The organism is Streptomyces sp. JL2001 (assembly GCF_050917515.1).
GTDB lineage: Bacteria > Actinomycetota > Actinomycetes > Streptomycetales > Streptomycetaceae > Streptomyces.
Genome location: NZ_CP169421.1, coordinates 7,004,864 through 7,025,697, shown reverse-complemented (window position 1 = coordinate 7,025,697; position 20,834 = coordinate 7,004,864). Strand labels below are relative to the sequence as shown.

Sequence of the window (20,834 nt, the reverse complement as noted above, 5' to 3'; positions counted from 1 at the left end):
CCAGCCACGGACCGAATTTGACTTCCAGTCAGCTGCGAAACGCAGCTGACATGAACGCCGTCGTCGGCTTGACGGGCGGGGCCGGCTGCACCAGGATTTCCGCTTCGATGATCACGGCAGGCGGCGTCCCACGATCACGGCGGCCCGCCTCCGAGGACGGGAGCACGAGGATGACGGGCCCGGTACTCGCCGTGGACCAGGGCACTTCGGGGACCAAGGCGCTCGTCGTCTGCCCCGAGCGGGGTGTCATCGGAAGCGGCTCGGCCCCGGTACGGCCCCGCTACCTGCCCGGCGGCCTCGTCGAGGTCGATCCGCGCGAACTGCTCGACTCCGTGATCGCCGCCGGTCGCGCCGCGCTCGCCGAGGCGGCCACCCCGGTCGTGGCCGTGGGCCTGGCCAACCAGGGTGAGACCGTGCTGGCCTGGGATCCGGCGACCGGCGAACCCCTCACCGACGCCCTCGTCTGGCAGGACCGCCGCGCCGCCGAGCTGTGCGCGGAACTCGCCGTACACGGCGATTCGTTGAGGCAGTGGACCGGGCTTCCGCTGGACCCGTACTTCGCCGCCCCGAAGATGGCCTGGATCCGCCGCCACCGCACCGGCGCGGGCGTGGTCACCACCAGCGACGCCTGGCTCGTCCACCGGCTCACGGGGTGTTTCGTCACGGACGCCGCGACCGCGGGCCGTACCGGACTGCTCGACCTGGACACCGTGTCGTGGTCCCCCGACGCCCTCGACGTCTACGGTCTCGGCGGCGAACGGCTGCCCGGGGTCGTCGACGCGGACACCCGCGTGGGCACCACGACGGCGTTCGGCCCGCCCCTGCCCCTCACCGGGCTGCTCGTGGACCAGCAGGCCGCGCTGCTCGCGCAGAGCGTCACCGAACCGGGCGCCGCCAAGTGCACTTACGGCACCGGCGCGTTCCTGCTGGCCCAGACCGGCCCGAGCCCCCGTCGCGGTGACACCGGCCTGGTCAGCTGCGTCGCCTGGCGGCTCGCGGGCCGCACCAGCTACTGCCTCGACGGCCAGGTGTACACCGCGGCCTCCGCCGTGCGCTGGCTCACCGACCTCGGGGTGATCTCCGGGGCCGAGGAGCTCGACGGCGTCGGCGGCTCGGTGCCGGACACGGGCGGCGTCACCTTCGTGCCGGCCCTGGCGGGGCTCGCCGCGCCGTGGTGGCGCGGCGACGTCCGCGGGTCGCTCACCGGCCTCGGCCTGGACACCACCGGAGCCCATCTGGTCCGCGCCCTGTGCGAGGGCATCGCCGCTCAGGTGGCCGAACTGGCCGACGCGGCGGCGTCCGAACTCGGCGGGCCCCTCACCGCGCTACGGGTGGACGGCGGCCTGACCAGGTCCGCGCTGCTGATGCAGACACAGGCGGACCTCCTCCAGCTGCCGGTCGAGGTCTCGGCCCTGCCCGACGCGACGGCGCTGGGCGCCGCCGCGGTCGCCCGGCTCGGTCTCGATCCCGGCCTCGCGGTCCACGAGGCCGTACCGGACTGGAAGCCGTCGGCCGTCTACGAGCCGCGGGTCACGGCGGCGGAGGCGGGCGAACGCCGGGCGAGGTTCCGCGACTCCGTCACGGCACTCCTCGACACGGGTCCGGCGGAGTGACGGCGGAGCGGTCCCGGGACAGCGGCCGGCGCCCGGACGGCGAACGGTGCGTGGGCGTGGACGGACACAGGGGCGCCGGGACACGGCCGGACGGGCGCGGGCCGGCGTCGCAGGGCGCCCCGGGGATGGGCGCGTGAGGCGCGCGGCAGCGGGGCGCGGGAGCACGGACCGGGCCACCGGGGACGGGCTCGTCACCCGCGGGGGTGCGCTGCCCGACTCCGGATCGCCCGGCGCGGAGTACGACGTCGTGGTCGTCGGCGCCGGCGTCGTCGGCTGCGCCGTGGCCCGGGAGCTCGCCGGTCACTCCCTGCGTGTCGCCCTCGTCGAGGCGTCCGGGGACGTCGGCGACGGCACGTCGAAGGCCAACACCGCGATCCTGCACACCGGTTTCGACGCCGTCCCCGGCTCACTGGAGTCCGGGCTCGTCCGCGAGGGGCGGCGCCGGCTCGCCGCGTACGCGGCGGAGACCGGGATCCCGGTCGAGCCGGTCGGCGCGCTCCTCGTCGCCTGGGACCAGGAGCAGCTGGCCGCGCTCCCCCGCCTCGCGGACAAGGCCGCGGCCAACGCGTACCGCGCCACCCGGCTCCTGGGACCCGACGAGCTGCGTGCGCGGGAACCCCACCTGGGGCCCGGCGCCCTGGGCGCGCTGGAGGTCCCCGGCGAGTCGATCGTCTGCCCGTGGACCACGACGCTCGCGTACGCCACCCAGGCGGTCCGCTCCGGAGTCGACCTCCACCTGAACTGCCCCGTGCGGAAGGCCGACCCGGGCCGGCCGCACCGGCTGCACACTCCTCGCGGCACGCTGGGCGCCCGGTTCGTGGTCAACGCCTGCGGGCTGCACGCCGACACGTTCGACGCGCTGTTCGGCCGGCACGACTTCCGGGTGACCCCGCGCCGCGGACAGCTGATCGTCTTCGACAAGTTCGCGCGCGGCCTGGTCCGGCACATCCTGCTGCCCGTCCCCGGCGCGCTCGGCAAGGGGGTGCTGGTCGCCCCGACGGTGTACGGGAACGTGCTGCTCGGTCCGACCGCGGAGGACCTGGACGACAGGACGGCCACCGGGTCGACCGCCGAAGGGCTCGCGGCGCTGCGCGCGCAGGGCCGTCGGATCCTGCCCGCCCTCCTGGACGAGGAGGTCACGGCCGTCTACGCCGGGCTGCGGGCCGCGACCGAGGTGGACGACTACCGGGTGTCGGCCCGTCCCGGCCTGCGCTACGTCACCGTGGGCGGCATCCGGTCCACGGGGCTCACGGCCTCGCTCGCGATCGCGGCGCACGTGGTGGGGCTGCTCCGCGACGCCGGGCTGAGGACCGGCGCGCCGCGCCCGCGCACCCCGATCCGCATGCCGAACCTGGGCGAGGCGTTCCCCCGGCCCTACCGGGACGCCGAACTGATCGCCGGGGACGGCGCGTACGGGAGCGTCGTGTGTCACTGCGAGCGGGTCACCCGCGGCGAGGTCCGGGACGCGTTCGCCTCGACGATCCCTCCCGCCTCCCTGGACGGCCTGCGCCGTCGCACCCGGGCGCGGGGCGGGCGATGCCAGGGATTCCACTGCGGTGCGACGCTCCGCTCGATGCTGGAGGAGGCGGGGCGGGCGTGATCGGGGACCTGGACCGGGCCGTGGACGTCCTCGTCGTGGGGGCGGGTCCCGCCGGGCTCGCCGCCGCCGCCCGGCTCGCCGCCGCGGGGGCCGGGCGGGTGGAGGTGCTGGAGCGCGAGCGGCGGGCCGGCGGCGCACCGCGGCACTGCGCGCACGGCGGCTTCGGCCCGCTCGACGGGCCGGGCTACGCACGGCGCGCGGTCCGTGCGGCACTGCGGGCAGGCGCCACGATCCGTACCGGTGTCACGGCCACCGGCTGGTCCGGGCCGCTGACGCTGGACGTCACCGCTCCCACCGGCCTGGAGCGGATCACGGCGCGGGCGGTGGTCCTGGCGACCGGCGCCCGGGAGCGGCCGCGCAGCGCACGGCTGGTGCCGGGGTCGCGGCCGGCAGGTGTGCTGACGACCGGCGAACTCCAGCAGTCCGTCGCCCTGTTCGGGCTGCGCGGCGAACGGCTCGGCCGCCGTGCGGTCGTGGTCGGCGGGGAGCCGGTGGCCCGTCACGCGGTCGGTGCCCTGCGCCGGGCCGGGCTCGACGTGGTCGCGCTCGTGACCGACCTGCCGTGGGGGCCCGGCCGGTTCGGCGCCGTCACACCGCCGCCGCTGGTCACCGGGGCGACCGTGACCGAACTGCTGGGCCGCGGGCGGCTCACGGGTGTGGGGGTGCTGCACCGTGACGGGCGGCGGGGCGTGATCCGCTGCGACACCGTCGTCTTCACCGCCGACTGGATCCCGGAGCATGAACTGGCCCGCTCCGGCGGGGTGCCGCTGGACCCGGGGACCCGGGGGCCCGCCGTGGACGGCGCGTTCCGCACGGCGTCCGCGGGCGTCTTCGCCACCGGCAACGTGCTGCGGGGCGTGGAACCCGCGGTCTGGGCCGCGGCCGAGGGGCGGGCCGCCGCCGACGCCGTGCTGGACCTGCTCGCCGGGCGGGCCGCCGAGGCCCCGGGGGTGCCGGTGGTGGTCGAGCGGCCGCTGCGCTGGGCGTCGCCGAACCGGATCACGGGCGCGGGCCCCGGCCGCCCGCTTCTCGTCCGGGCGGCGCGGCCGCTGCTCCGGCCGGTGGTGACGGTGACCCAGGACGGCCGTGTACTGGACCGCCGTCCCGTCCAGGGCACGGCAGGGCCGTCGCGGTCGCTGCGACTGGGGACCGCGTGGTCGCGTGCGGTCGATCCGGCGGGCGGGCCGCTGGTGATCCGGGCCGAGGACTGAGCCGTCCGGAGTCCCCGACCCGGCCGGGTCGGGATCGGCGCAGGCCCTTCAGTGGCCTGGTCCTGTGGCATGTGTCCGGACCCGTTGACCACCCCTCATCCGACGCCTCATGCTCATGACAGAAACCTCTCCCATCCCTTCTTCCCCACGGAGGCGTCATGGTCCGACGCACGGTCAGATCCCTGCTCGGCTTGGTCCTGCTGGTGGTCACCGCCCTCGCGGGCACGGTCGCCACATCGGGTACCGCCCACGCGGACGAGTGCTACACCTGGGGCCGCACGCTCTCCTCCGGCATGTCGGGGGCGGACGTCACGCAGCTGCAGATCAGGGTGGCGGGCTACCCCGGCTACGGCGCCGTCCTGGGCGTCGACGGCGCGTACGGCCCGGCCACCAAGGCCGCGGTGACCCGCTTCCAGCAGGCGTACGGCCTCGCCGCCGACGGTGTCGCGGGACCCGCGACCTTCGCCAAGCTGTACGCGCTGCAGGACGCCGACTGCACACCCCTGCACTTCACCTATGCCGAGCTCAACAAGTGCAACGGCGACTTCTCCGGCGGCGCCGTCGGCGCGGCCACCGCGAAGTCCAACGCCCTGCGTGCGATGTGGAAGCTGGAGGCGCTGCGCCACGCGCTCGGGGACGTGCCGATCTCGGTGAGCAGCGGCTTCCGCTCGTACGCCTGCAACTCGGCGGTCGGCGGCGCCTCGGACAGCCGTCACCTGTACGGCGACGGCATCGACCTGACCGGCTCGCCCTCCCTGTGCACGCTGGCCAAGCAGGCCCGCAACCACGGCTTCAACGGGATCCTGGGCCCCGGCTACCCGGGCCACGGCGACCACGCCCACGTCGACACCCGGTCCTCCCGCTTCTGGTCGGCGAGCAGCTGCGGGATCTGACCCGGTCGGCCAGACTGACCGCATGCAGGACAAGCGCAGCGCCGGGCTCCTTCTCTTCCGCGAGGCGGCGGGCGGCGGCATCGAGGTGCTCATCGGCCACATGGGCGGACCGTTCTGGGCGTCGAGGGACACCGCCGCCTGGTCCGTCCCGAAGGGCGAGTACGGCCCCGAGGAGACCCCCGAGGCCGCCGCCCGCCGCGAGTTCGAGGAGGAGCTCGGACTGCCGGCGCCCCCGGGCGAGCGGATCGCGCTCGGCGAGACGCGGCAGGCGAACGGAAAGACCGTCACGGTCTGGGCCGTCGAGGCCGATCTCGACCCGGCCCGGATCGTGCCGGGGACCTTCACCATGGAGTGGCCCCGCGGCTCCGGCGTCCGCCGGGAGTTCCCCGAGATCGACCGGGTCGGCTGGTTCACCCCGGATCGGGCAGCTCCGCTTCTGGTGGCCGGTCAGCAGGTCTTCCTCGAACGCCTGGTCGCGCACCTGACCGGGCGGGGCGAGCCTCCATTGTCAGACCCGTAGGAGAGGGTGGAAGGCGCCAATCTGTCGAGAGGGAGCCCGACATGACCACGATCACCGCCCGTGAGCGCGCCGCTGCCCAGGCGTACCTTCGTCTGCTGGAGTCCACGCAGGCGGTCCTGACCGACCCGCGCCTCGCCCCGTACGCCGGGGCGATGTTGACGAACCCCATGGCCGAGGCGGACGCGGCCCTGCGGGCCGCCGGCCTCGACGGCAACGAGGCCCATCTCCTGCACCTCGTCTCGGCCCTGCGCGCGTCCCCCGCCGAGGAGCGCGGCAGGGCGGGGTGAGGGACGGGCCGCCTCCGGGGAAGGGGCGAGGCCGGGCGCCGGCCCGGCGTCACCGGGAGGGGGCGGCGGGCATCAGCCGCACGTCACCGGGAGCGCGCGGACGCTGTTGCCCACGAAGCTCGCGTGGCGGGTCAGCTCCTCCTCGGGGACGGCGAGGTCGAGGTCCGGGAAGCGGGTGAAGAGCGCCTCCAGGGCGATGGTGGCCTCCATGCGGGCCAGCGGCGCACCCAGGCAGTAGTGCGGCCCGTGGCCGAGGGACAGGTGCTTGGCCGCGGGCACCCGCGTGATGTCGAAGCGGTCGGCGTCCGGGCCGTGCGCCTTCGTGTCCCGGCCCGCCGCCGAGTACCCGGCCAGGACCGGGGTGCCCCGGGGGATGAGGGTGCCGTCGACGGTGAGGTCGCGGGTGGGGTAGCGGAACGGGAAGTAGCTGACCGGGCTGTCCCAGCGCAGGGTCTCCTCCACCACCGCCGCCCAGTCGGCGCGCCCTTCCGCGAGATGGGCGAGCTGCTCGCGGTGGGCGCACAGCGCGCGGACGGCGTTCGTGATGAGGTTGAGCGTCGTCTCGTGCCCGGCGATGATCATCAGGACGAGCGTGCCGATCAGCTCGGCCTGGCTGAGCCGGTCGCCGCCGTCGTCCCGGGCGGCGATGAGCGCGCTGGTCAGGTCGTCGCCGGGGTTCCGGGCCCGGTCGGCGGCGATGGCGGCGAGGACCTCGGCCAGTTCGCGGTTGGCGGCCATGGCCTGCTCGGGCCCGATGTCGGTGGCGACGACCTGGCTGCTCAAGTGGTGCAGGCGGTCCTGGTGGGCGGCGTCGACGCCGAGGAGTTCGCAGATGACGCCGAGCGGCAGCGGCAGGGCGTAGTGCCGGCGCAGGTCGGCGACGCCCCCTCCGTCCCGGGCGGCCTCGGCGAGGCCGTCGAGGAGGGAGGCGGTGACGGACTCGATGCGCGGACGGAGCTCCTCCACCCGGCGGGCCGTGAAGGCCCGGCTGACCAGGGAACGCAGCCGGCGGTGGTCGGCGTCGTCGGCGGTGGTCATGCCCTGGACGGTGGCGAAGGTGCGCAGCGGCCAGCCGTCCGGGATGCGCCCCTCGGTGAGCGCGGTGAAGTGGTGGGCCCCCTTGGCGACTTCGGGATGGGAGAGGAAGTCCCGCAGCGCGTCGTGGCCAAGGACGGCCATGCCCTCGACCTCGCCGGGCAGCACCACCGGGGTCACGGCTCCCTGCGCGAGCAGCCGGGCGTTGGCCGCGTGCGGGCAGCCGCCGGCCGGGTCGAGGCGGTGGGGCGTGGCGTTCAACGGGCACTCCTGACTGCTGAAGCGGGCCGGACTGGGCGCGTGAGCGGTCAGATCCTACGGTCAACCGGCCGTCAGGCGAACCCGGTTGGGCACCTCGGTCCGCCCGGGCGGCGGGCCCGGCAGGCCCTGCCGGGCCCGTGCCGCACCGTGGCACCGGCGGAACGCGCCGGACCGGCCCCGTCGGGTCGCGAGGGTCGGCCGCCCCGGCCCGGCGGGAGGGCCTCAGACCCCGGCCAGGGCGGCGTTCGCGCGCTCCGTGACCAGCGTCAGCACGCGGCCCGCCGCCTGGAGATCCTCGACCGGGATGCCGGCGTACAGCCGAGCGGAGATCTCGGCGCTCGCGGCGGCGGCGCTCTCGTACCGCTCCCGCCCGGCGTCCGTGAGCCGCAGCCCGGACGCGTCCGCAGGGTCCGCTTCCAGGAGTTCCGCGGCGGTCAGCTCCTCGATCACACCGAGGACGACCGACTCGTCGATCTTCAGCGAGCCGGTGACCTCGCCGACGAGCTCGTCGCGGCCGACGGATTCGCCCGCGACCACGACGGCGCGGAGGGTGACGTTCTGATGGAAGGTGGCGCCGTGCCGTGCCAGCACGTCCTCCAGGAGGGCACGCGCGGCGTGGTGCGCCAGGGCGACGACGCGGGCGTTGACGGCGGGTGCCGTGGTGGTCATGACTGCTCCTCTTCGTGTTCCGTGTACGGATCGAGTGGTGCGTCGAGCAGGGTCGCGATCTCACGCGTGAACTGCCGTGCGCGCGGGCCGTCCTGTCCTCCGAGCGGTTCCAGCAACTGGTCCAGGAGCCCCTGGACCACCGTGATCGCGCGGCCGGTGACCTCGCGCCCCTGTTCCGTGAGCGACAGCTGCATGGCGCGCGGGTCGTCCGGATCCCGGGTACGGGCGACGAGGCCGGCGGTCTCCAGGGCGCGGGCGAGCTTGGAGACGTAGAGGGGTTCGAGCCCCGTGTGGTCGGCGAGCCGCCGCTGGCTCGGCCGCAGCCCGGAGCGAGCCATGCCGTACAGCGACGCCAACACCACGTACTGGGCATGGGTCAGACCCGACGGGCCGACCGCCCGGTCGACGGCCACACGCCACTTCATCGACAGCCGCCAGACGAGGAACCCCGCGGTGGCGTGCTCATTCACTGAACTCACCTGAGATACCGTACATGGCTACTATGTACATGGCTACTATTTTCGAGAGGCCAGGCCACCCCGGACGGGGCGCGCAGCGGCCGCCCCGCGGTCGAGGCCGCCTAAGGCCTGTCCAACGGATCAAGTGACTTCTCGCACTTCGAGCCGTTGGCATGTCCATGGAGCGAGGGGATCTCACGGATGAGGAGTGGGGGCGGCTGAAGCCGCATCTGCCCATGTCGGGGCAGCGCGGAGGGCGGTGGGCCAGTCATCGCAGGATCATCAACGGGATTCTGTACCGGAACCGGACTGGAGTGCCGTGGCGGGATCTGCCTGCGCGATTCGGGAAGTGGAAGACCGTGTATGAGAGGCACAGACGCTGGTCGGCGGACGGCACGTGGGACTGGATCTTCGCGGCCGTCCTGGCCGACGCGGACGCAGAGGGCCGCATTGACTGGTCGATGGTGTCCGTGGACTCCACTACCTGCCGGGCCCATCAGCACGCAGCCGGCCCATGCAAGAGGCCCCCGCGGGTACCGGGAAAGGACGCACGCCCCGGCAGCACCGCCCCGACGAAGGGCTCGGGCGCTCCCGGGGCGGCTTTACCAGCAAGATCCACCTTGCCGGGGAGGTCGGCCGCCGTCTTCTGGCCCTGCTGATCACTCCGGGCCAGTGGGGCGACGCCCCGCAGCTCATCCCCGTCATGGAACGCATCCGCGTCCGCCGCCTCGGCGGCGGACACCCCCGCAACCGCCCGGACCACCTCGGCGGCGACAAGGCGTACTCCTCCCGCCGCAACCGCCGCTACCTGCGCAGACGGCAGATCGAGCACACCATCCCCGAGCCGAAGAACCAACGGGCCAACCGACAACGCCGCGGCAGCAAGGGCGGACGGCCCGCCGGCTTCGACACGACGATCTACAAGCGCCGGAACGAAGTGGAACGAACCATCTTGGCACTCAAGAACTCCCGCGCCGTGGCCACCAGGTTCGACAAGCGCGTCTACGTCTTCCACGGCACCGTCACCGTCGCAGCAATCCGGCTATGGCTGCGGCCTGGCGGCTATGTCACCGAGCAGTAGAGCCGGGCTCCTCGGCTCATGGCCGAGCGAGCCAGCACGGCCAATGCACCCAGATGCGCGACAGCCTGGTCCTCGTCGAGGACCTCGCCATCGCCCTGACGCAGTCGGGCCCAACTGTGAGCCACCTCAGCCAGTCCGGTCTGGTCGGCGGTTGCCAACGTGGTCAGCAGACGGTCGGAGGCCACGAAGACATGGCAACCGTCATTGGTGATCTCCGTGATGATCCGTGGCTCACCAGCTTGCATCAACGCCCGAGGGCTGGCTCCGGTGAAGAGGCCTTCCCACTCGACGACCGCCTCCGAGGGATCGTAGATACCGCCCGGCACTGACTCGAAGGCACCACGCGTTCCGAAGCCTTTCACCTGCGCAGCTGCCTCGTCGTCCGGTGCCACGAAGAACTCCACCCAGCAATCCATCGACGCATCATGCCCGGCACCCGAACCTCCCGGCCAGCAAGATCCGTCGGACAGGCCCTAGGGCCGCGGGCCCCGGCCCAGGAGTTCGGCCAGGCCGCGGCGGGTGGCGGCGACCACGACGTGCTCCCCCGGGCGCAGCACCCGGTCCGGGTCCAGCTGCCAGACGAAGCCGGCGCGGGGCCGGTCCGGCGGGACGGAGCCCGTCGTGAGCGCGATGACCCGCCAGGATCCCGGGTGGAACGCCTCGGACACCTTGCGCTCGTCCAGGAGCGGATTGCCGGCTACCTCGACGGCCGCGAAGAGCAGCACCCGGCGCTCCACCGGGATGGCGCCCAGGATCCGGCGGCCCATCATGGCCCCGGCGAAGGCGGGCGCCGCCAGGTGCGAGACGCTGCGGCTGCGGGTCAGGGCGTCGGGGTGGGCCGTGCGGAGCGTGCGGTAGACGGCGGTGGCGAAGTCGTCGTCGTAGAGCCGCAGCGCGACCCGCAGGTCGGCCTTGAGGGACCGGGCGGACAGCGCCGCCTCAAGGTTGGTGATGTCGATGCTGGTCAGGGCGAGGAGGGCGTGGGCGCGGTGGATGCGGGCCGCTTCCAGGACGCCCTCCTCCGTGACGTCCCCGATGACCGTGGGTACCCGCAGCCGGCGGGCCAGCGCCACTCCGCGCGCTTCCGGGTCCGACTCCACGCAGACGACGGGGATGTTCAGCCGGCGCAGTCGCGCCAGGACGCGCGTGCCGACCTTGCCGAGCCCCAGCAGCACCACATGTCCGGACAGGGTGCGCGGGGGACGGCGCAACGAGGTCGCCGAGCGGAAGGTGCCGAGCCCTTCGAGCAGGGCCGCGATCAGGACGGGCAGCAGGAGCAGGCCGACGAAGCCGGCCAGGATCTGCAGCACCTGCCGGCTTGTCGCCTCGCCGACGGCCGGATCACCGATGGCGAAGATGTCCAGGAGCGTCAGATAGGCGGCGTGGAGCGGGTGGTCGCCGGTGGCGATCGAGGAGGCGAGGGCGATCGCGGCGACGGCGGCGGCCACGCCGGCGAGGGACCAGCGCAACCGGCGGGAGAAGAGGGAAGCGACGGGCAGCGCCGAGGTACCGAACCGCTTGGACGGCAGCGTCGGCCCGGCGTAGCTGATCGCCTCCAGGGCGACGGTGCCCCGGCCGGGTGCCGCGGCCACCGCCCCTTCGTCGGGCAGCAGCTGCGGGCCCTGGTCGCCGCTGTGCTCCGAGCCTTCGAGGCCGGCCGGATCGTTGGCGGTCGCCGAGAGCAGGGCGAGCGTGCACAACCCGGGGTCGGCACGCTCCCCGCCCGCGGCCGGGGTCCGCTCCACGGCGTGCAGGAGCAGGCCGCCCGCCTGGACGACCTTGCTGGTGCCGGCGATCGCGGTGGCCGCGAGGGCGGGGGCCGCGGTGTCGGCGTCGGACAGGACGGTGGTCGAGGCATCGAGCAGCCCGGGGTCGAGGCCGGGCTCGGCGACGGCCGCGGCCTGGTCGAGCAGGGTCTCCAGATGCTGACCGAGCCGGCGGTTGTAGAGCCGGATGACAAGCCGCAGGCGGGGGTTGAGCCGGCGTGCGGCGAGCGCGTCACGGATGTTGGTCTCGTCGTCCTCGTGGACCAGGGCGAGTGCCGCCGCCTGTTGCACCCCCGCGTCCAGCAGCGCGGTGTCGTCCACCTCGGCCGTCTCGACCACCCGGAGGGCGCGGTCCGCGGTCGTGCCCCGCGGATCCGCGGCCGCGGTGCGGGTCACGGCGGCGGTGACCCGGCCGAACAGCGCCTGGGCGAGCCCCGCGCCCGGGCCGGGCCGGACGGACGGTCGCGGCGCGGGCTCCCGCGGCGCCGGGACGAGCAGGGTGACGGGCTCCCCGTACACATCCTGGAGCTCGCGGGCCAGCCGGTGCGCGAGCACGTCGTCGCCGCAGACGATCATGTGGCCTGCCGGGACGTCGTGGGACTGCCGGTCGGGACGGGCCACCGGCGCGCCGGACGGCGCGCCCTGCGGAGCCACGCCGGCCGGTCGCGCGCCGGACCGGGGCTGAACGGACCTGCTCTGGTTCGGGAGTGAGGACACGTCACCAGCATGCCTTGCCGCGCCGACAGCTCCGCCGCCCGGTCGGGGAGGTCCGTGCGCGGCTGTCCCCCCGCACCGCGTCGGCCGTCCGGAGGCACCGTCCCCCAAGTGGGCCGACGCCTGTACGCCGGTCGGCGCACTTCGATCTGCGGGCTGCCCGAGCGCTTCCTACGGTGGCTGAATGATCGTCAAGTCTGCTGTCCGTCACGCCGTCGTCGGCACCGTGGCGCTGCTGCTCGCCCTGCCCGTACCGGCGGCCTCGGCCTCGTCCGTCACCGAACCCGCGCCTCCCGCGGAACGCCAGGTCGATCCCGCCCGCCTCTACCGCACCGGCACCCAGGCGCAACCGCTGGCCGGGGCGCCCGACGTGCCGAGCCTCTCCGCCCTGTCCTGGGTGGTGGCCGACGCCGATTCGGGCGAGGTGCTGGCGGCGCGCAACGCGCATCGGCGGCTCCCGCCGGCGAGCACCCTGAAGACGCTCTTCGCCGTCACCGCGCTCCCTCACTCCGATCACGAGCAGCGGCACACCGTCGAGGACTGGGAGCTGGAGGGCATCGGTGCGGGCAGCAGCCTCGTCGGCGTCCAGTCCGGATACACGTACAAGGTCTCCGACCTGTGGAACGGTGTGTTCCTCAGCTCGGGCAACGACGCCGTCCACGTGCTGGCCGCGATGAACGGCGGCTGGGAGTCCATGTCCCGTCAGATGCAGGAGAAGGCACAGGCGCTGGGCGCGTACGACACCCGGGTGGTGTCCCCGGACGGGTACGACGCGCCGGGCCAGGTCTCGTCGGCGTTCGACCTCGCGGTGTTCGGCCGGGCCGGGCTGCGGGACCCCGCGTTCGTCCGGTACTGCTCGACGCGGTACGCCGACTTCCCCGCCGGCTCGTGGTCCTACGGGATCCGCAACACGAACCGGCTGCTGACCGGCGAGGACGGCGTGGACCGGTACCCCGGCCTCATCGGGGTCAAGAACGGCTACACGAGCGGTGCCGGGAACACCCTGATCGCCGCCGCCCGCCGTGACGGGCGGACCCTGGTCGTCTCGGTCATGAATCCGCAGTGGGGCGGCGGTCGCGCCGTCTACGAGGAGGCGCGGACGCTGCTCGACTGGGGCTTCGAGGCGGCGGGCCACGTACGGCCCGTGGGCTCGCTCCAGCCCCCGCAGGCACGGGCCGAGTCACCGGCGAAGGTACAGGCCAAGGGGGCGCAGGAGGCGGTGAAGAGCAAGACGCGGGGCAGCACCGCTCCGCAGGCCGGTCCGGAGCGCGGCGCGCGCAAGGCGACGCCCGCCGCGGCGGCCGGAGCGTCGCCGTCGGGGCAGGCGTCCGCGCCCCCGGCCCGGGCGGCCGCCCTCTCCGGCCCGGGACAGGGCGCGGCGCACGAGGTCGCGCGTTCCGGGACCGCTCCGGCGGGACTGTGGTCGGGGCTGCCGCTCGCCCTGGTGGGTTCGGCGCTCGGTGCGGCGCTGACGCTCTGGATCTGGCGCAGGCGGACGACCCGGCGTGAGGACGGCGGCGCCGAGCTGTGAACCGGGTGGACGCCGGAGGGTGAGCGGCGACGGCCCGGTGGTGCCGTCCCCGCGGCGGGGGGACGGCACCAGCGGGACGGCCGGCCGGGAGCAGCCGGTCGCCGCGCCTCCGGTCAGGCCGGCAGGAAGTCGCCGAGGAGCACGGCGAACTCCTCCGGATCCACCAGACGTATGCCCAGCTCCTCGGCCTTGGTCCGTTTCGAGCCGGCCTTCTCGCTCGCGACGACCAGGCCGGTCCGCTTGGAGACGCTGGAGGAGGACTTGCCACCGGCGCGTTCGATGAGCTCGTTCATCTGGTTGCGGCTCAGGGTTTCGAGGGGGCCGGTCATGGCGCCGGTGACGACGACCGAGAGGCCGGCCAGTGGGCCCGCCGCGGTGTCCTCGGCCGGGGTCTCGGCCTCGGTGCCGGGCGGGGGCGGCGGGGTCGCCCCCGGTTCGGTCATGTTCACCCCGGCGGCGACCAGCTTGTCCACGACCGGGGCCAGTTCGGCGAGCTCGGCCACGATGACGGGCGCCTTCTCCGCCCCGATCCCCTCGACCTGCTGCATCGCCGCCGCGTCGGCCGCCCGGACGTGGTCCATCGTGGCGAAGTGGCGGGCGATGCGGCGGGACATCGAGCGGCCGGTGCCGCGGACGCCGAGGGCGCACAGGACCCGGCTGAGCGGCCGGCTCCGGGCGACGGTGAGCGCGGCCAGGAGGTTGTCGGTGCTCGTCTCGCCCATCCGGTCGAGGCCGAGCAGCTGCTCCCGGGTGAGCGTGAAGAGGTCGGCCACGTCGCCGACGAGGCCGGCGTCCACGAGCTGGACGATCCGGCTCGCACCGAGCCCCTCGATGTCGAGCTGGTCGCGCCCGACCGCGTACGAGAGGGAGGCGACGAGATGGCAGTCACGGCCCCGTGCGCACCGCCAACGCTGCTCGCTGCGGTCGATCTCGGAGCCGCACTGCGGGCACGCCTCGGGGAAGCCGATCGGCTGCTCCTCGCCGGTCCGCAGGTGGGCGACGGGCGCCTCGACGCGCGGGATGATGTCGCCGGCCTTGTAGACCATGACGTGGTCGCCCAGCCGCAGGTCGCGCCGGGTGATGTCCGACGGGTTGTGGAGTGTGGCGTAGGTGACGGTGCTGCCGTCGATCTCGACCGGCCCCAGGACCGCGCGGGGCGCGATGATGCCGGTGCGTCCGACGTTCCACTCGACGCCGAGCAGCCGGGTGACCTTCTCCACGGCGGGCAGCTTGTAGGCGATGGCCCAGCGCGGTGCGCGGGAGCCGGAGCCGGCCTCCCGGCGGTCGGCGGCGAGGTCCGCCTTGATCACGATGCCGTCGATGCCGAAGGGGAGTTCCGCGCGGAGCGCGGCGATCTCCGCCACCCGGGCCAGCACGTCCTCGGCGCTGGTGACCATGCGGCCGGGGACGGCGGTGGCGGCGGACGTGTGGAGTCCGAGGGCCGCCGCGTACGCGAGGAGTTCGCTGTGCGCCCGGTCGTCGAGCCCCGTCACCGGGTCGCCGCCCACGTCCGGCGCGCCCGCGGCGTCCTCGGTACCCGGGTCGCCCGGGGTGCCGGTGTCCGCGGGCTGGACCAGCGGCAGCATGTCGTAGGCGAAGAACGTCATCTCGACGCGGTACGCGCGGTCCTTGGCCCGCAGCGTGCCGGCCGCGGCGTTGCGCGGGTTGGCGAAGGGCTCGGCCCCGTGCGCGACCCGGACCGGGTTGGCGGCCTCGAACTGCTCGGTGGTCATGAGGACTTCGCCGCGGACCTCCAGCGTGACCTCTTCGGCGAGTCGTTCGGGCAGGCCGACGATGGTGCCGATGGCGTGCGACACGTCCTCGCCAGCGGTGCCGTCGCCCCGGGTGACGAGCCGGGCGAGCCGCCCGTGCTCGTAGCGGGCGGCGACGGCCAGTCCGTCGAGCTTCGGTTCCACGCTCCAGCGCTCGACGCCCCGGCCTATCCGTCGCTCCAGGGAGGCGGTCCAGCTCGTGAACTGCTCGGCGGAGAAGACGTTGTCCAGGGAGAGCATCGGCCGGGTGTGCGGCACGTCGCCGGTGGCGGCGCCGCCGGCCACCTTGCCGGTCGGGGAGTCGGCCCGCACCTGGTCGGGGTGGTCGGCCTCCCACGCCGCGATCGCCCGCCCGAGGCGGTCGTAGGCGTCGTCGTCGAGCGGGGACGTGCCGCCCGCGTAGTAGGCGGCGGCAGCCTGCTTGGCGTCCTCGACCGCCTGCGCGTACGCGGCGGCATCGGCAAGAACCGAAGTCGTTGTCATGGGGTCCATCCTGCCGGTGACCACTGACAACGGGCTCCCGCCGCCGGGGGCGGGAGCCGCCGACGGCGCCCGCCCGCGGGGTCGCGGAACCGGGCCCGCTCGCGGGTCAGGTGCCCGGCAGGCTCTCCAGCGCGGGCCGGGCCACGGGGCCGCCCTGCCCGACGTAGCGCTCGGCCGCGTGGACCGCGTCCCGGGCGTCGCGCTCGCCCATGAGGACGCACAGCGTGTAGGCGGTGTCCTCGAGGCGCCGGCGGATCGACAGGTCGCACGGCCGGGCCAGGACCACCTTCTCCTGGTTCCGGTAGTGCCGCAGCAGCCGGTCGATCGCGTTTCTGTCGGGCAGCAACATCATGTCCTCCTGGCACGCCCCCCTCCCCTCTTTCGCTACATGTTCGGGGCACTCGCGCACCTTCGCGAGTCGCACGGACACGTTCCGTGACGGGCCGGCGGGGCCGAGGTGCGCGCCCGTACCGGATGGCGGAAGGTCGAGACATGAACCCCAGCGAGCGACTGAGGGTGGCCGTCACCGGCGCGACGGGAAACCTCGGCACGAGCCTGGTCCGGGCACTGGAGCGGGAGCCGCGGATCGCCTCCGTGCTGGGTCTCGCCCGACGCCGGCCGGGGCTCATCCTCCCGAAGACCGAGTGGGCGGAGGTGGACCTGTCGATGGAGCGCGACGGGCCCCGGCTCACGCAGTACGTCGAGGATGCCGACGCCGTCGTCCACCTGGCGTGGGCCTTCGGGCCCACCCACGACCCCGTGGCGACCTGGCGGACCAACGTCCTCGGATCACTGCGGCTGTTCGAAGCGGTCGCGCACGCGCGGGTGCCGGTGCTCGTGCACGCCTCGTCCGTGGGGGCGTACTCCCCCGGCCCGAAGACCGGGGCGGGCGTGTCGGAGTCCTGGCCGACCCACGGCTGGCCGGGCGCCGCGTACACCCGCGAGAAGGCGTACCTGGAACGGGTCCTGGACACCTTCGAACGCGACCATCCGCAGACCCGGGTGGTGCGCATGCGACCCGGGTTCCTCTTCAAGGCGGAGTCGGCGAGCGAGCAGCGCCGGATCTTCGCGGGCCGGTTCTTCCCCGGCGCGCTGCTGCGACCGGAACTGCTGCCCCTGGTACCGGAGTTCGCTGGCCTGCGCTTCCAGGTGCTGCACACCGACGACGCCGCCGACGCTTATCGGCAGGCGCTGCTGCGCGACGTACGGGGCGCCTTCAACCTGGCCGCCGACCCGGTGATCGACGGCCAGGTGCTGGCCGGGCTCTTCGACTCCCGGGCGGTGAAGGTCCCCAGCCGTGCCGTGCGCGGGGCACTCGCCGCGGCCTGGCGGCTGCGCATGGCCCCCGCCTCCCCCGGCCTCTTCGACGCGCTGCTCCACCTCCCCCTGATGTCCACCGAGCGGGCGCGCCGGGAACTCGAATGGGAGCCGTCCACCAGCTCGTTGGAGGCGCTCGACGCCTTCCTGCGGGGCGTCCGCACCGGCGCCGGCGACGCCACCGCGCCGCTCGCGGGGCGCCGCATCGGCTGACTGTTGTCCGGGCGCTCTTCGAGGACCGGCAAGACCGGCAAGACCGACAAGGCGCCGCCTGGTCCGGACCAGGGGGTCCTCGACGTGCCCGCGGGCCGCTGGTGTTCAGTCCAGGCGGTGGGAGGGCCAGTCGACGATGCGGATCGCGCCGCCCGCCGCCTCCCGGCCGCGGCAGTGGGCGCGATGCCCGGCGGCCAGCGCGTCGATGTCGAGATGACGGCCGAACTCGTCCTGGCCGGCGAGGCGTTGGGCATAGGACCAGAGGGCCGGATGGTCCGCCACCCGGTCCATCGCCGCGGCGTCGAGGTGCCAGCGGTGGACCGTGTCGAGCTGGACCAGCGTCACCCACACCTGGACGTCGGCGGCGGTGGGCGCGGATCCGAGCACGTAGGGGTGGCGGGCGAGTCTGCGCTCCAGCGAGCCGAGCGCCGCGAAGAGCACGGTGAGCGGGTCGCGGTGGGCGGACCGCTCGTCGAGGCCCAGTTCGCCGGCGTGCTGGGCCGCCCGGTTGACGCGGCGGGCGCAGAGGTCGCCGATCGCCTCGATCTCGGCCTCGCGCCCCTCGGGCACCAGGTCGGGGCCGTCGCCGCGGAACCGCAGGGCGAGGTCGCGCAGGATGTCGGGGACGTGGGTGCTGACGATCCGGCCGGTCCAGTCGTCACCCAGGACGGGGGCGGCGGCGGGTCCCGCGTACTGGTGCGCGCTGGCCTCGTAGAGCGGCCGCAGGGCGGTGTAGCCGCCGTCGGCGGCGTCGGGGGTGGCGGGCAGGAGGGTCAGGGGGACGGTCTCGTCGAGTCCGAGGAGGCTGTGGGTGACGGCGATGCCCAGACAGCCGGGCGAGGACGGCGTCAGATGGAGGCGATAGCGGTGCGGGACGGCGTAGTGGCCGCTGCGGACGTCGCAGCCGATCCGGCCCCGGAAGGGGGGCGCCACGATGGAAGGGGTGACGGACATGCTTCTCCCTGGAGGTGCTCGGTGCCGGGGCGCGACGGCGTGCGGCGGCTCGGCGCGCGCCCGGAGGCAGCGGAGTTGCGGGACGGAGGAGAGCGGGGGCCCGACGGAGCGGGGCGGTCAGGCGGGACGTCCGGGTCCCGGACCGGGACCTACCGGGCGGCGCCGGCGCGGTGCGCGCGACTCGCCGCGCTGCACACCCGCAGCAGATCGATGTGGCGGCGGGAGGTCAGGGGCAGCGAGCGCGGCAGCGGGACGGTACGAGCCCTGTCCACCATGTCCGTGCGCACCATGGTTCCCATTCCCTACCTGTTCGCTCGGTTTCCCGTCCTGAGTGTGGGATCGCCCGGGTCCGGCGTCAAGAGGGCGGACGCGCCGAAGGACGGCCTCGGGTGGGCTCGCGCGGCCCGGACCGGTGGGCCCGGTCGCCGCCGACCCGCGTTTCCACCCGTGAGCGTACGAATCCGGTCACGGCGGTGCGGGATAATGCGGGCATGCGCATCTCAGCCAGGGCCGACTACGCGGTGCGTGCCGCCCTTCAGCTCGCCGCCGCCCAGGACACGGCGCCGTTGAAGGCCGAGGCGATCGCCGAGGGCCAGGGCATCTCGCACAAGTTCCTCGAAGGGATCCTCGGCGACATGCGCCGCGGCGGTCTGGTGCTGAGCCAGCGCGGGGGCAACGGCGGATACTGGCTGGCCAAACCGGCCGAGTCGATCTCCGTCGCGGACGTGATCCGCTGCGTGGACGGCCCGCTCGTCTCCGTGCGCGGGGTCCGCCCGCCGGAGCTTTCGTACACCGGAGCGGCCGAGTCGCTGCTGCCGCTGTGGATCGCCCTGCGCGCCGGCGTGCGCCAGGTGCTCGACGGGGTGTCCCTGGCGGACGTGGCCGCCGCGAAGCTGCCGCCCGAGATCTCCGCCCTGGCGGAGGACCCGGAGGCCTGGACCAATCCCTGACGCCGGTGACCCGGCGCCACTCCCCATGAGGACATCTCGGCCGTCGAGACGTCATTGTCCATGATGTGAACGCCTCTTGGGCGCTCCGCCCTCCTCTGCAACTATCCCTACTATTCCAGTGGGAATACTAGGGATCATGCGAGGTGACGTGAGAACGCCGAAGAAGCCAGCGATGCGCCCCACCTCCGGACGGGCCGACCGGCCTGCGGACGACGAGATCTGGCGCCGCATCACCCGGGAACTCGCCGACGACCTCGCGGCGGACGCGCTGTCCAGAGACCGGGCCGGCAAGGCTCCGTTCGACGAGCTCGCCCGGCTGCAGGAGGCCGGACTGCCCGCCCTGCTCACCCCGCCCGGCCCGGGCGGGCGGGGCGCCGACTGGCGTGCCGCGTGCGCGGTGATCCGGGAGATCTCGGCCGCGGACAGCTCCGTCGGTGAGCTCCTCGCCCATCACTACGCCCTGTCCTGGAGCGCCCGCTTCTTCGGCGCCGCCGCCGGACCGCGGGCCCTGGAGGACCGCGCGGCCCGGGAACGGTGGCTGCTCGCCGGAGGCGTCGACCAGCCCGTCGGCGCCGGCGGGCCCGGCCTCACCCTCACACCGGTCGACGGCGGCCACGTGCTCGAAGGCCGGCGCGCCTTCGCCTCCGGGATCGCCGTCGCGGACCGGCTGGTGGTCGGGGCGCGGTGTACCGAGACCGGAGACTTACTGGTCGCCCTCGTCGACCCGGCCCACCCCGCCGTCTTCACCGACGCCGGCACCGATCGCGTCGGGCAGCGTCTCGCGGGAGCCGGCACCGTCACGTTCGACCGCGTCCCGGTCGCGCCCCACGACCTCCTCGGCTCGCTCCCCCGCGACGAACACTCCGCCTCCCCCTTCGCCACCCTGGCCCCGCTCGCCCTGCGGCTGGTCCTGGTCCACGTCGGTCTCGGCATCGCCGAGGGGGCGCTGGCCGAGGCGCGGGACGTCAGCCGGGCCGCCCAGGCCGCCGCGCCGCACGCCGACCCCGCCCCCGACGGAGTCGACTACCCGGTCACCGGCGGCGACGATCCCTACCTCCTGCTGGCCTACGGGGAGTTGGCCACGGAGGCCCACGCGGCCGCCGCGGTCGTCGAGCGGGCCACGGACGCGCTGGCGCGCGGGCTCCCCGCGGAGCACGCGCTCGGCGTGGACGAGCGCGCCGACATCGCCGTGCTGATCGCCGCGGCGGAGGCGGTGACCAGCAGGTCCGCCGTACGGATCACCACCCGGATCCTGGAACTGGTCGCCGGCGCGGAGGCCGCCGACACGGCGCCCACGGGACCGGGCTTCGACCGCTTCTGGCGGAACGCGCGCGCCCTGACGGCCCCCACGTCCTCGGCAGGCCGGCTGCGGGCCATCGGCGACCACTACCTCAACGGAACCCACGCGCGGCTCACCCTGCTGGCCTGACCGAGGGGGCGCACCCTCGACGAGACGCCGCCCGGCGGCCGTTCGGGACGGGCGGACCGGCATGTCGGGACGTCCGG

At 74.5% G+C, this 20,834-nt stretch carries 20 protein-coding genes; 11 read left to right on the top strand and 9 right to left on the bottom strand.

What is annotated here, in order from left to right; genetic code table 11:
• Nucleotides 1–170 precede the first annotated feature (170 nt).
• From ACE1OA_RS31345 to ACE1OA_RS31320, 6 genes are all read left to right on the top strand, one after another.
• Complete coding sequence (locus ACE1OA_RS31345) at nt 171–1,613, top strand: FGGY family carbohydrate kinase (protein ID WP_432753745.1); 1,443 nt, start codon at nt 171–173, stop codon at nt 1,611–1,613.
• Nucleotides 1,614–1,821: 208 nt separating this feature from the next.
• Nucleotides 1,822–3,213: an FAD-dependent oxidoreductase gene (locus tag ACE1OA_RS31340; protein ID WP_432754114.1), complete on the top strand. Its 1,392-nt coding sequence runs from the start codon at nt 1,822–1,824 to the stop codon at nt 3,211–3,213.
• A complete protein-coding gene (locus tag ACE1OA_RS31335) occupies nt 3,210–4,424 on the top strand; it encodes an FAD-dependent oxidoreductase (RefSeq protein ID WP_384869773.1) in 1,215 nt (404 codons plus the stop codon). Before ACE1OA_RS31340 ends, ACE1OA_RS31335 begins: the two co-directional genes overlap by 4 nt.
• A gap of 158 nt (nt 4,425–4,582) precedes the next feature.
• On the top strand, nt 4,583–5,317 hold the full coding sequence (locus tag ACE1OA_RS31330) for a D-Ala-D-Ala carboxypeptidase family metallohydrolase (protein ID WP_356605322.1): 735 nt from the start codon (nt 4,583–4,585) through the stop codon (nt 5,315–5,317).
• A 22-nt stretch (nt 5,318–5,339) separates the two neighbouring features.
• Nucleotides 5,340–5,837, top strand: coding sequence for an NUDIX domain-containing protein (locus ACE1OA_RS31325; protein ID WP_386541396.1), 498 nt, complete (start codon nt 5,340–5,342; stop codon nt 5,835–5,837).
• A 41-nt stretch (nt 5,838–5,878) separates the two neighbouring features.
• Nucleotides 5,879–6,124 (top strand): hypothetical protein, encoded by a 246-nt coding sequence (locus ACE1OA_RS31320; RefSeq protein WP_147979452.1) that lies wholly within the window; start codon nt 5,879–5,881, stop codon nt 6,122–6,124.
• A 72-nt stretch (nt 6,125–6,196) separates the two neighbouring features.
• On the opposite strand, the gene ACE1OA_RS31315 is transcribed toward ACE1OA_RS31320, so the two are convergent.
• From ACE1OA_RS31315 to ACE1OA_RS31305, 3 genes are all read right to left on the bottom strand, one after another.
• On the bottom strand, nt 6,197–7,420 hold the full coding sequence (locus ACE1OA_RS31315; protein ID WP_432753744.1) for a cytochrome P450 family protein: 1,224 nt from the start codon (nt 7,418–7,420) through the stop codon (nt 6,197–6,199).
• 222 nt (nt 7,421–7,642) lie between these two features.
• The gene (locus tag ACE1OA_RS31310; RefSeq protein WP_432753743.1) at nt 7,643–8,089 is read right to left on the bottom strand and encodes a MarR family transcriptional regulator; all 447 of its coding nucleotides are present in this window, start codon (nt 8,087–8,089) and stop codon (nt 7,643–7,645) included.
• A complete protein-coding gene (locus tag ACE1OA_RS31305) occupies nt 8,086–8,568 on the bottom strand; it encodes a MarR family winged helix-turn-helix transcriptional regulator (protein ID WP_361317144.1) in 483 nt (160 codons plus the stop codon). The genes ACE1OA_RS31310 and ACE1OA_RS31305 overlap by 4 nt, the downstream gene beginning before the upstream one ends.
• A gap of 158 nt (nt 8,569–8,726) precedes the next feature.
• Between ACE1OA_RS31305 and ACE1OA_RS31300 the strand changes: the two genes are divergently transcribed.
• A protein-coding gene (locus ACE1OA_RS31300) for an IS5 family transposase (protein ID WP_432754113.1) occupies nt 8,727–9,628 on the top strand; the annotation gives its coding sequence in 2 pieces (ribosomal slippage) (nt 8,727–9,093 and nt 9,093–9,628; 903 coding nt in all).
• On the opposite strand, the gene ACE1OA_RS31295 is transcribed toward ACE1OA_RS31300, so the two are convergent.
• Together ACE1OA_RS31295 and ACE1OA_RS31290 are read right to left on the bottom strand one after the other, a co-directional pair.
• Complete coding sequence (locus ACE1OA_RS31295; RefSeq protein ID WP_386541401.1) at nt 9,610–10,032, bottom strand: hypothetical protein; 423 nt, start codon at nt 10,030–10,032, stop codon at nt 9,610–9,612. The two genes, ACE1OA_RS31300 and ACE1OA_RS31295, sit on opposite strands and share 19 nt — an antisense overlap.
• A 69-nt stretch (nt 10,033–10,101) precedes the next feature.
• The gene (locus ACE1OA_RS31290) at nt 10,102–11,970 is read right to left on the bottom strand and encodes an NAD-binding protein (protein WP_356605473.1); all 1,869 of its coding nucleotides are present in this window, start codon (nt 11,968–11,970) and stop codon (nt 10,102–10,104) included.
• Between the two features lie 322 nt (nt 11,971–12,292).
• Here ACE1OA_RS31290 and ACE1OA_RS31285 point away from each other — a divergent pair, with 322 nt between their 5' ends.
• Entirely contained in the window at nt 12,293–13,639 is a 1,347-nt protein-coding gene (locus ACE1OA_RS31285; protein WP_432753742.1) for a D-alanyl-D-alanine carboxypeptidase family protein, read from the top strand.
• 113 nt (nt 13,640–13,752) lie between these two features.
• On the opposite strand, the gene ligA is transcribed toward ACE1OA_RS31285, so the two are convergent.
• Together ligA and ACE1OA_RS31275 are read right to left on the bottom strand one after the other, a co-directional pair.
• Nucleotides 13,753–15,903: an NAD-dependent DNA ligase LigA gene (gene ligA / locus ACE1OA_RS31280; protein WP_432753741.1), complete on the bottom strand. Its 2,151-nt coding sequence runs from the start codon at nt 15,901–15,903 to the stop codon at nt 13,753–13,755.
• Between the two features lie 97 nt (nt 15,904–16,000).
• On the bottom strand, nt 16,001–16,243 hold the full coding sequence (locus ACE1OA_RS31275; protein ID WP_432753740.1) for a DUF5133 domain-containing protein: 243 nt from the start codon (nt 16,241–16,243) through the stop codon (nt 16,001–16,003).
• Nucleotides 16,244–16,386: 143 nt separating this feature from the next.
• Here ACE1OA_RS31275 and ACE1OA_RS31270 point away from each other — a divergent pair, with 143 nt between their 5' ends.
• Complete coding sequence (locus tag ACE1OA_RS31270; protein WP_432753739.1) at nt 16,387–17,424, top strand: NAD-dependent epimerase/dehydratase family protein; 1,038 nt, start codon at nt 16,387–16,389, stop codon at nt 17,422–17,424.
• A gap of 105 nt (nt 17,425–17,529) precedes the next feature.
• Here the strand turns inward: ACE1OA_RS31270 and ACE1OA_RS31265 are convergent, their stop codons facing one another.
• Nucleotides 17,530–18,378 (bottom strand): glutathione S-transferase C-terminal domain-containing protein, encoded by an 849-nt coding sequence (locus ACE1OA_RS31265; RefSeq protein ID WP_386541409.1) that lies wholly within the window; start codon nt 18,376–18,378, stop codon nt 17,530–17,532.
• A 149-nt stretch (nt 18,379–18,527) separates the two neighbouring features.
• A complete protein-coding gene (locus ACE1OA_RS31260) occupies nt 18,528–18,668 on the bottom strand; it encodes a cell envelope biogenesis protein OmpA (protein ID WP_356605340.1) in 141 nt (46 codons plus the stop codon).
• A gap of 201 nt (nt 18,669–18,869) precedes the next feature.
• Here ACE1OA_RS31260 and ACE1OA_RS31255 point away from each other — a divergent pair, with 201 nt between their 5' ends.
• Together ACE1OA_RS31255 and ACE1OA_RS31250 are read left to right on the top strand one after the other, a co-directional pair.
• Nucleotides 18,870–19,328 carry an RrF2 family transcriptional regulator gene (locus tag ACE1OA_RS31255; RefSeq protein WP_356605342.1) on the top strand — a complete coding sequence of 153 codons (459 nt, stop codon included), beginning with the start codon at nt 18,870–18,872 and terminating at the stop codon, nt 19,326–19,328.
• 172 nt (nt 19,329–19,500) lie between these two features.
• Nucleotides 19,501–20,757 carry an acyl-CoA dehydrogenase family protein gene (locus tag ACE1OA_RS31250; protein WP_432753738.1) on the top strand — a complete coding sequence of 419 codons (1,257 nt, stop codon included), beginning with the start codon at nt 19,501–19,503 and terminating at the stop codon, nt 20,755–20,757.
• The last annotated feature ends 77 nt before the right edge of the window (nt 20,758–20,834 follow it).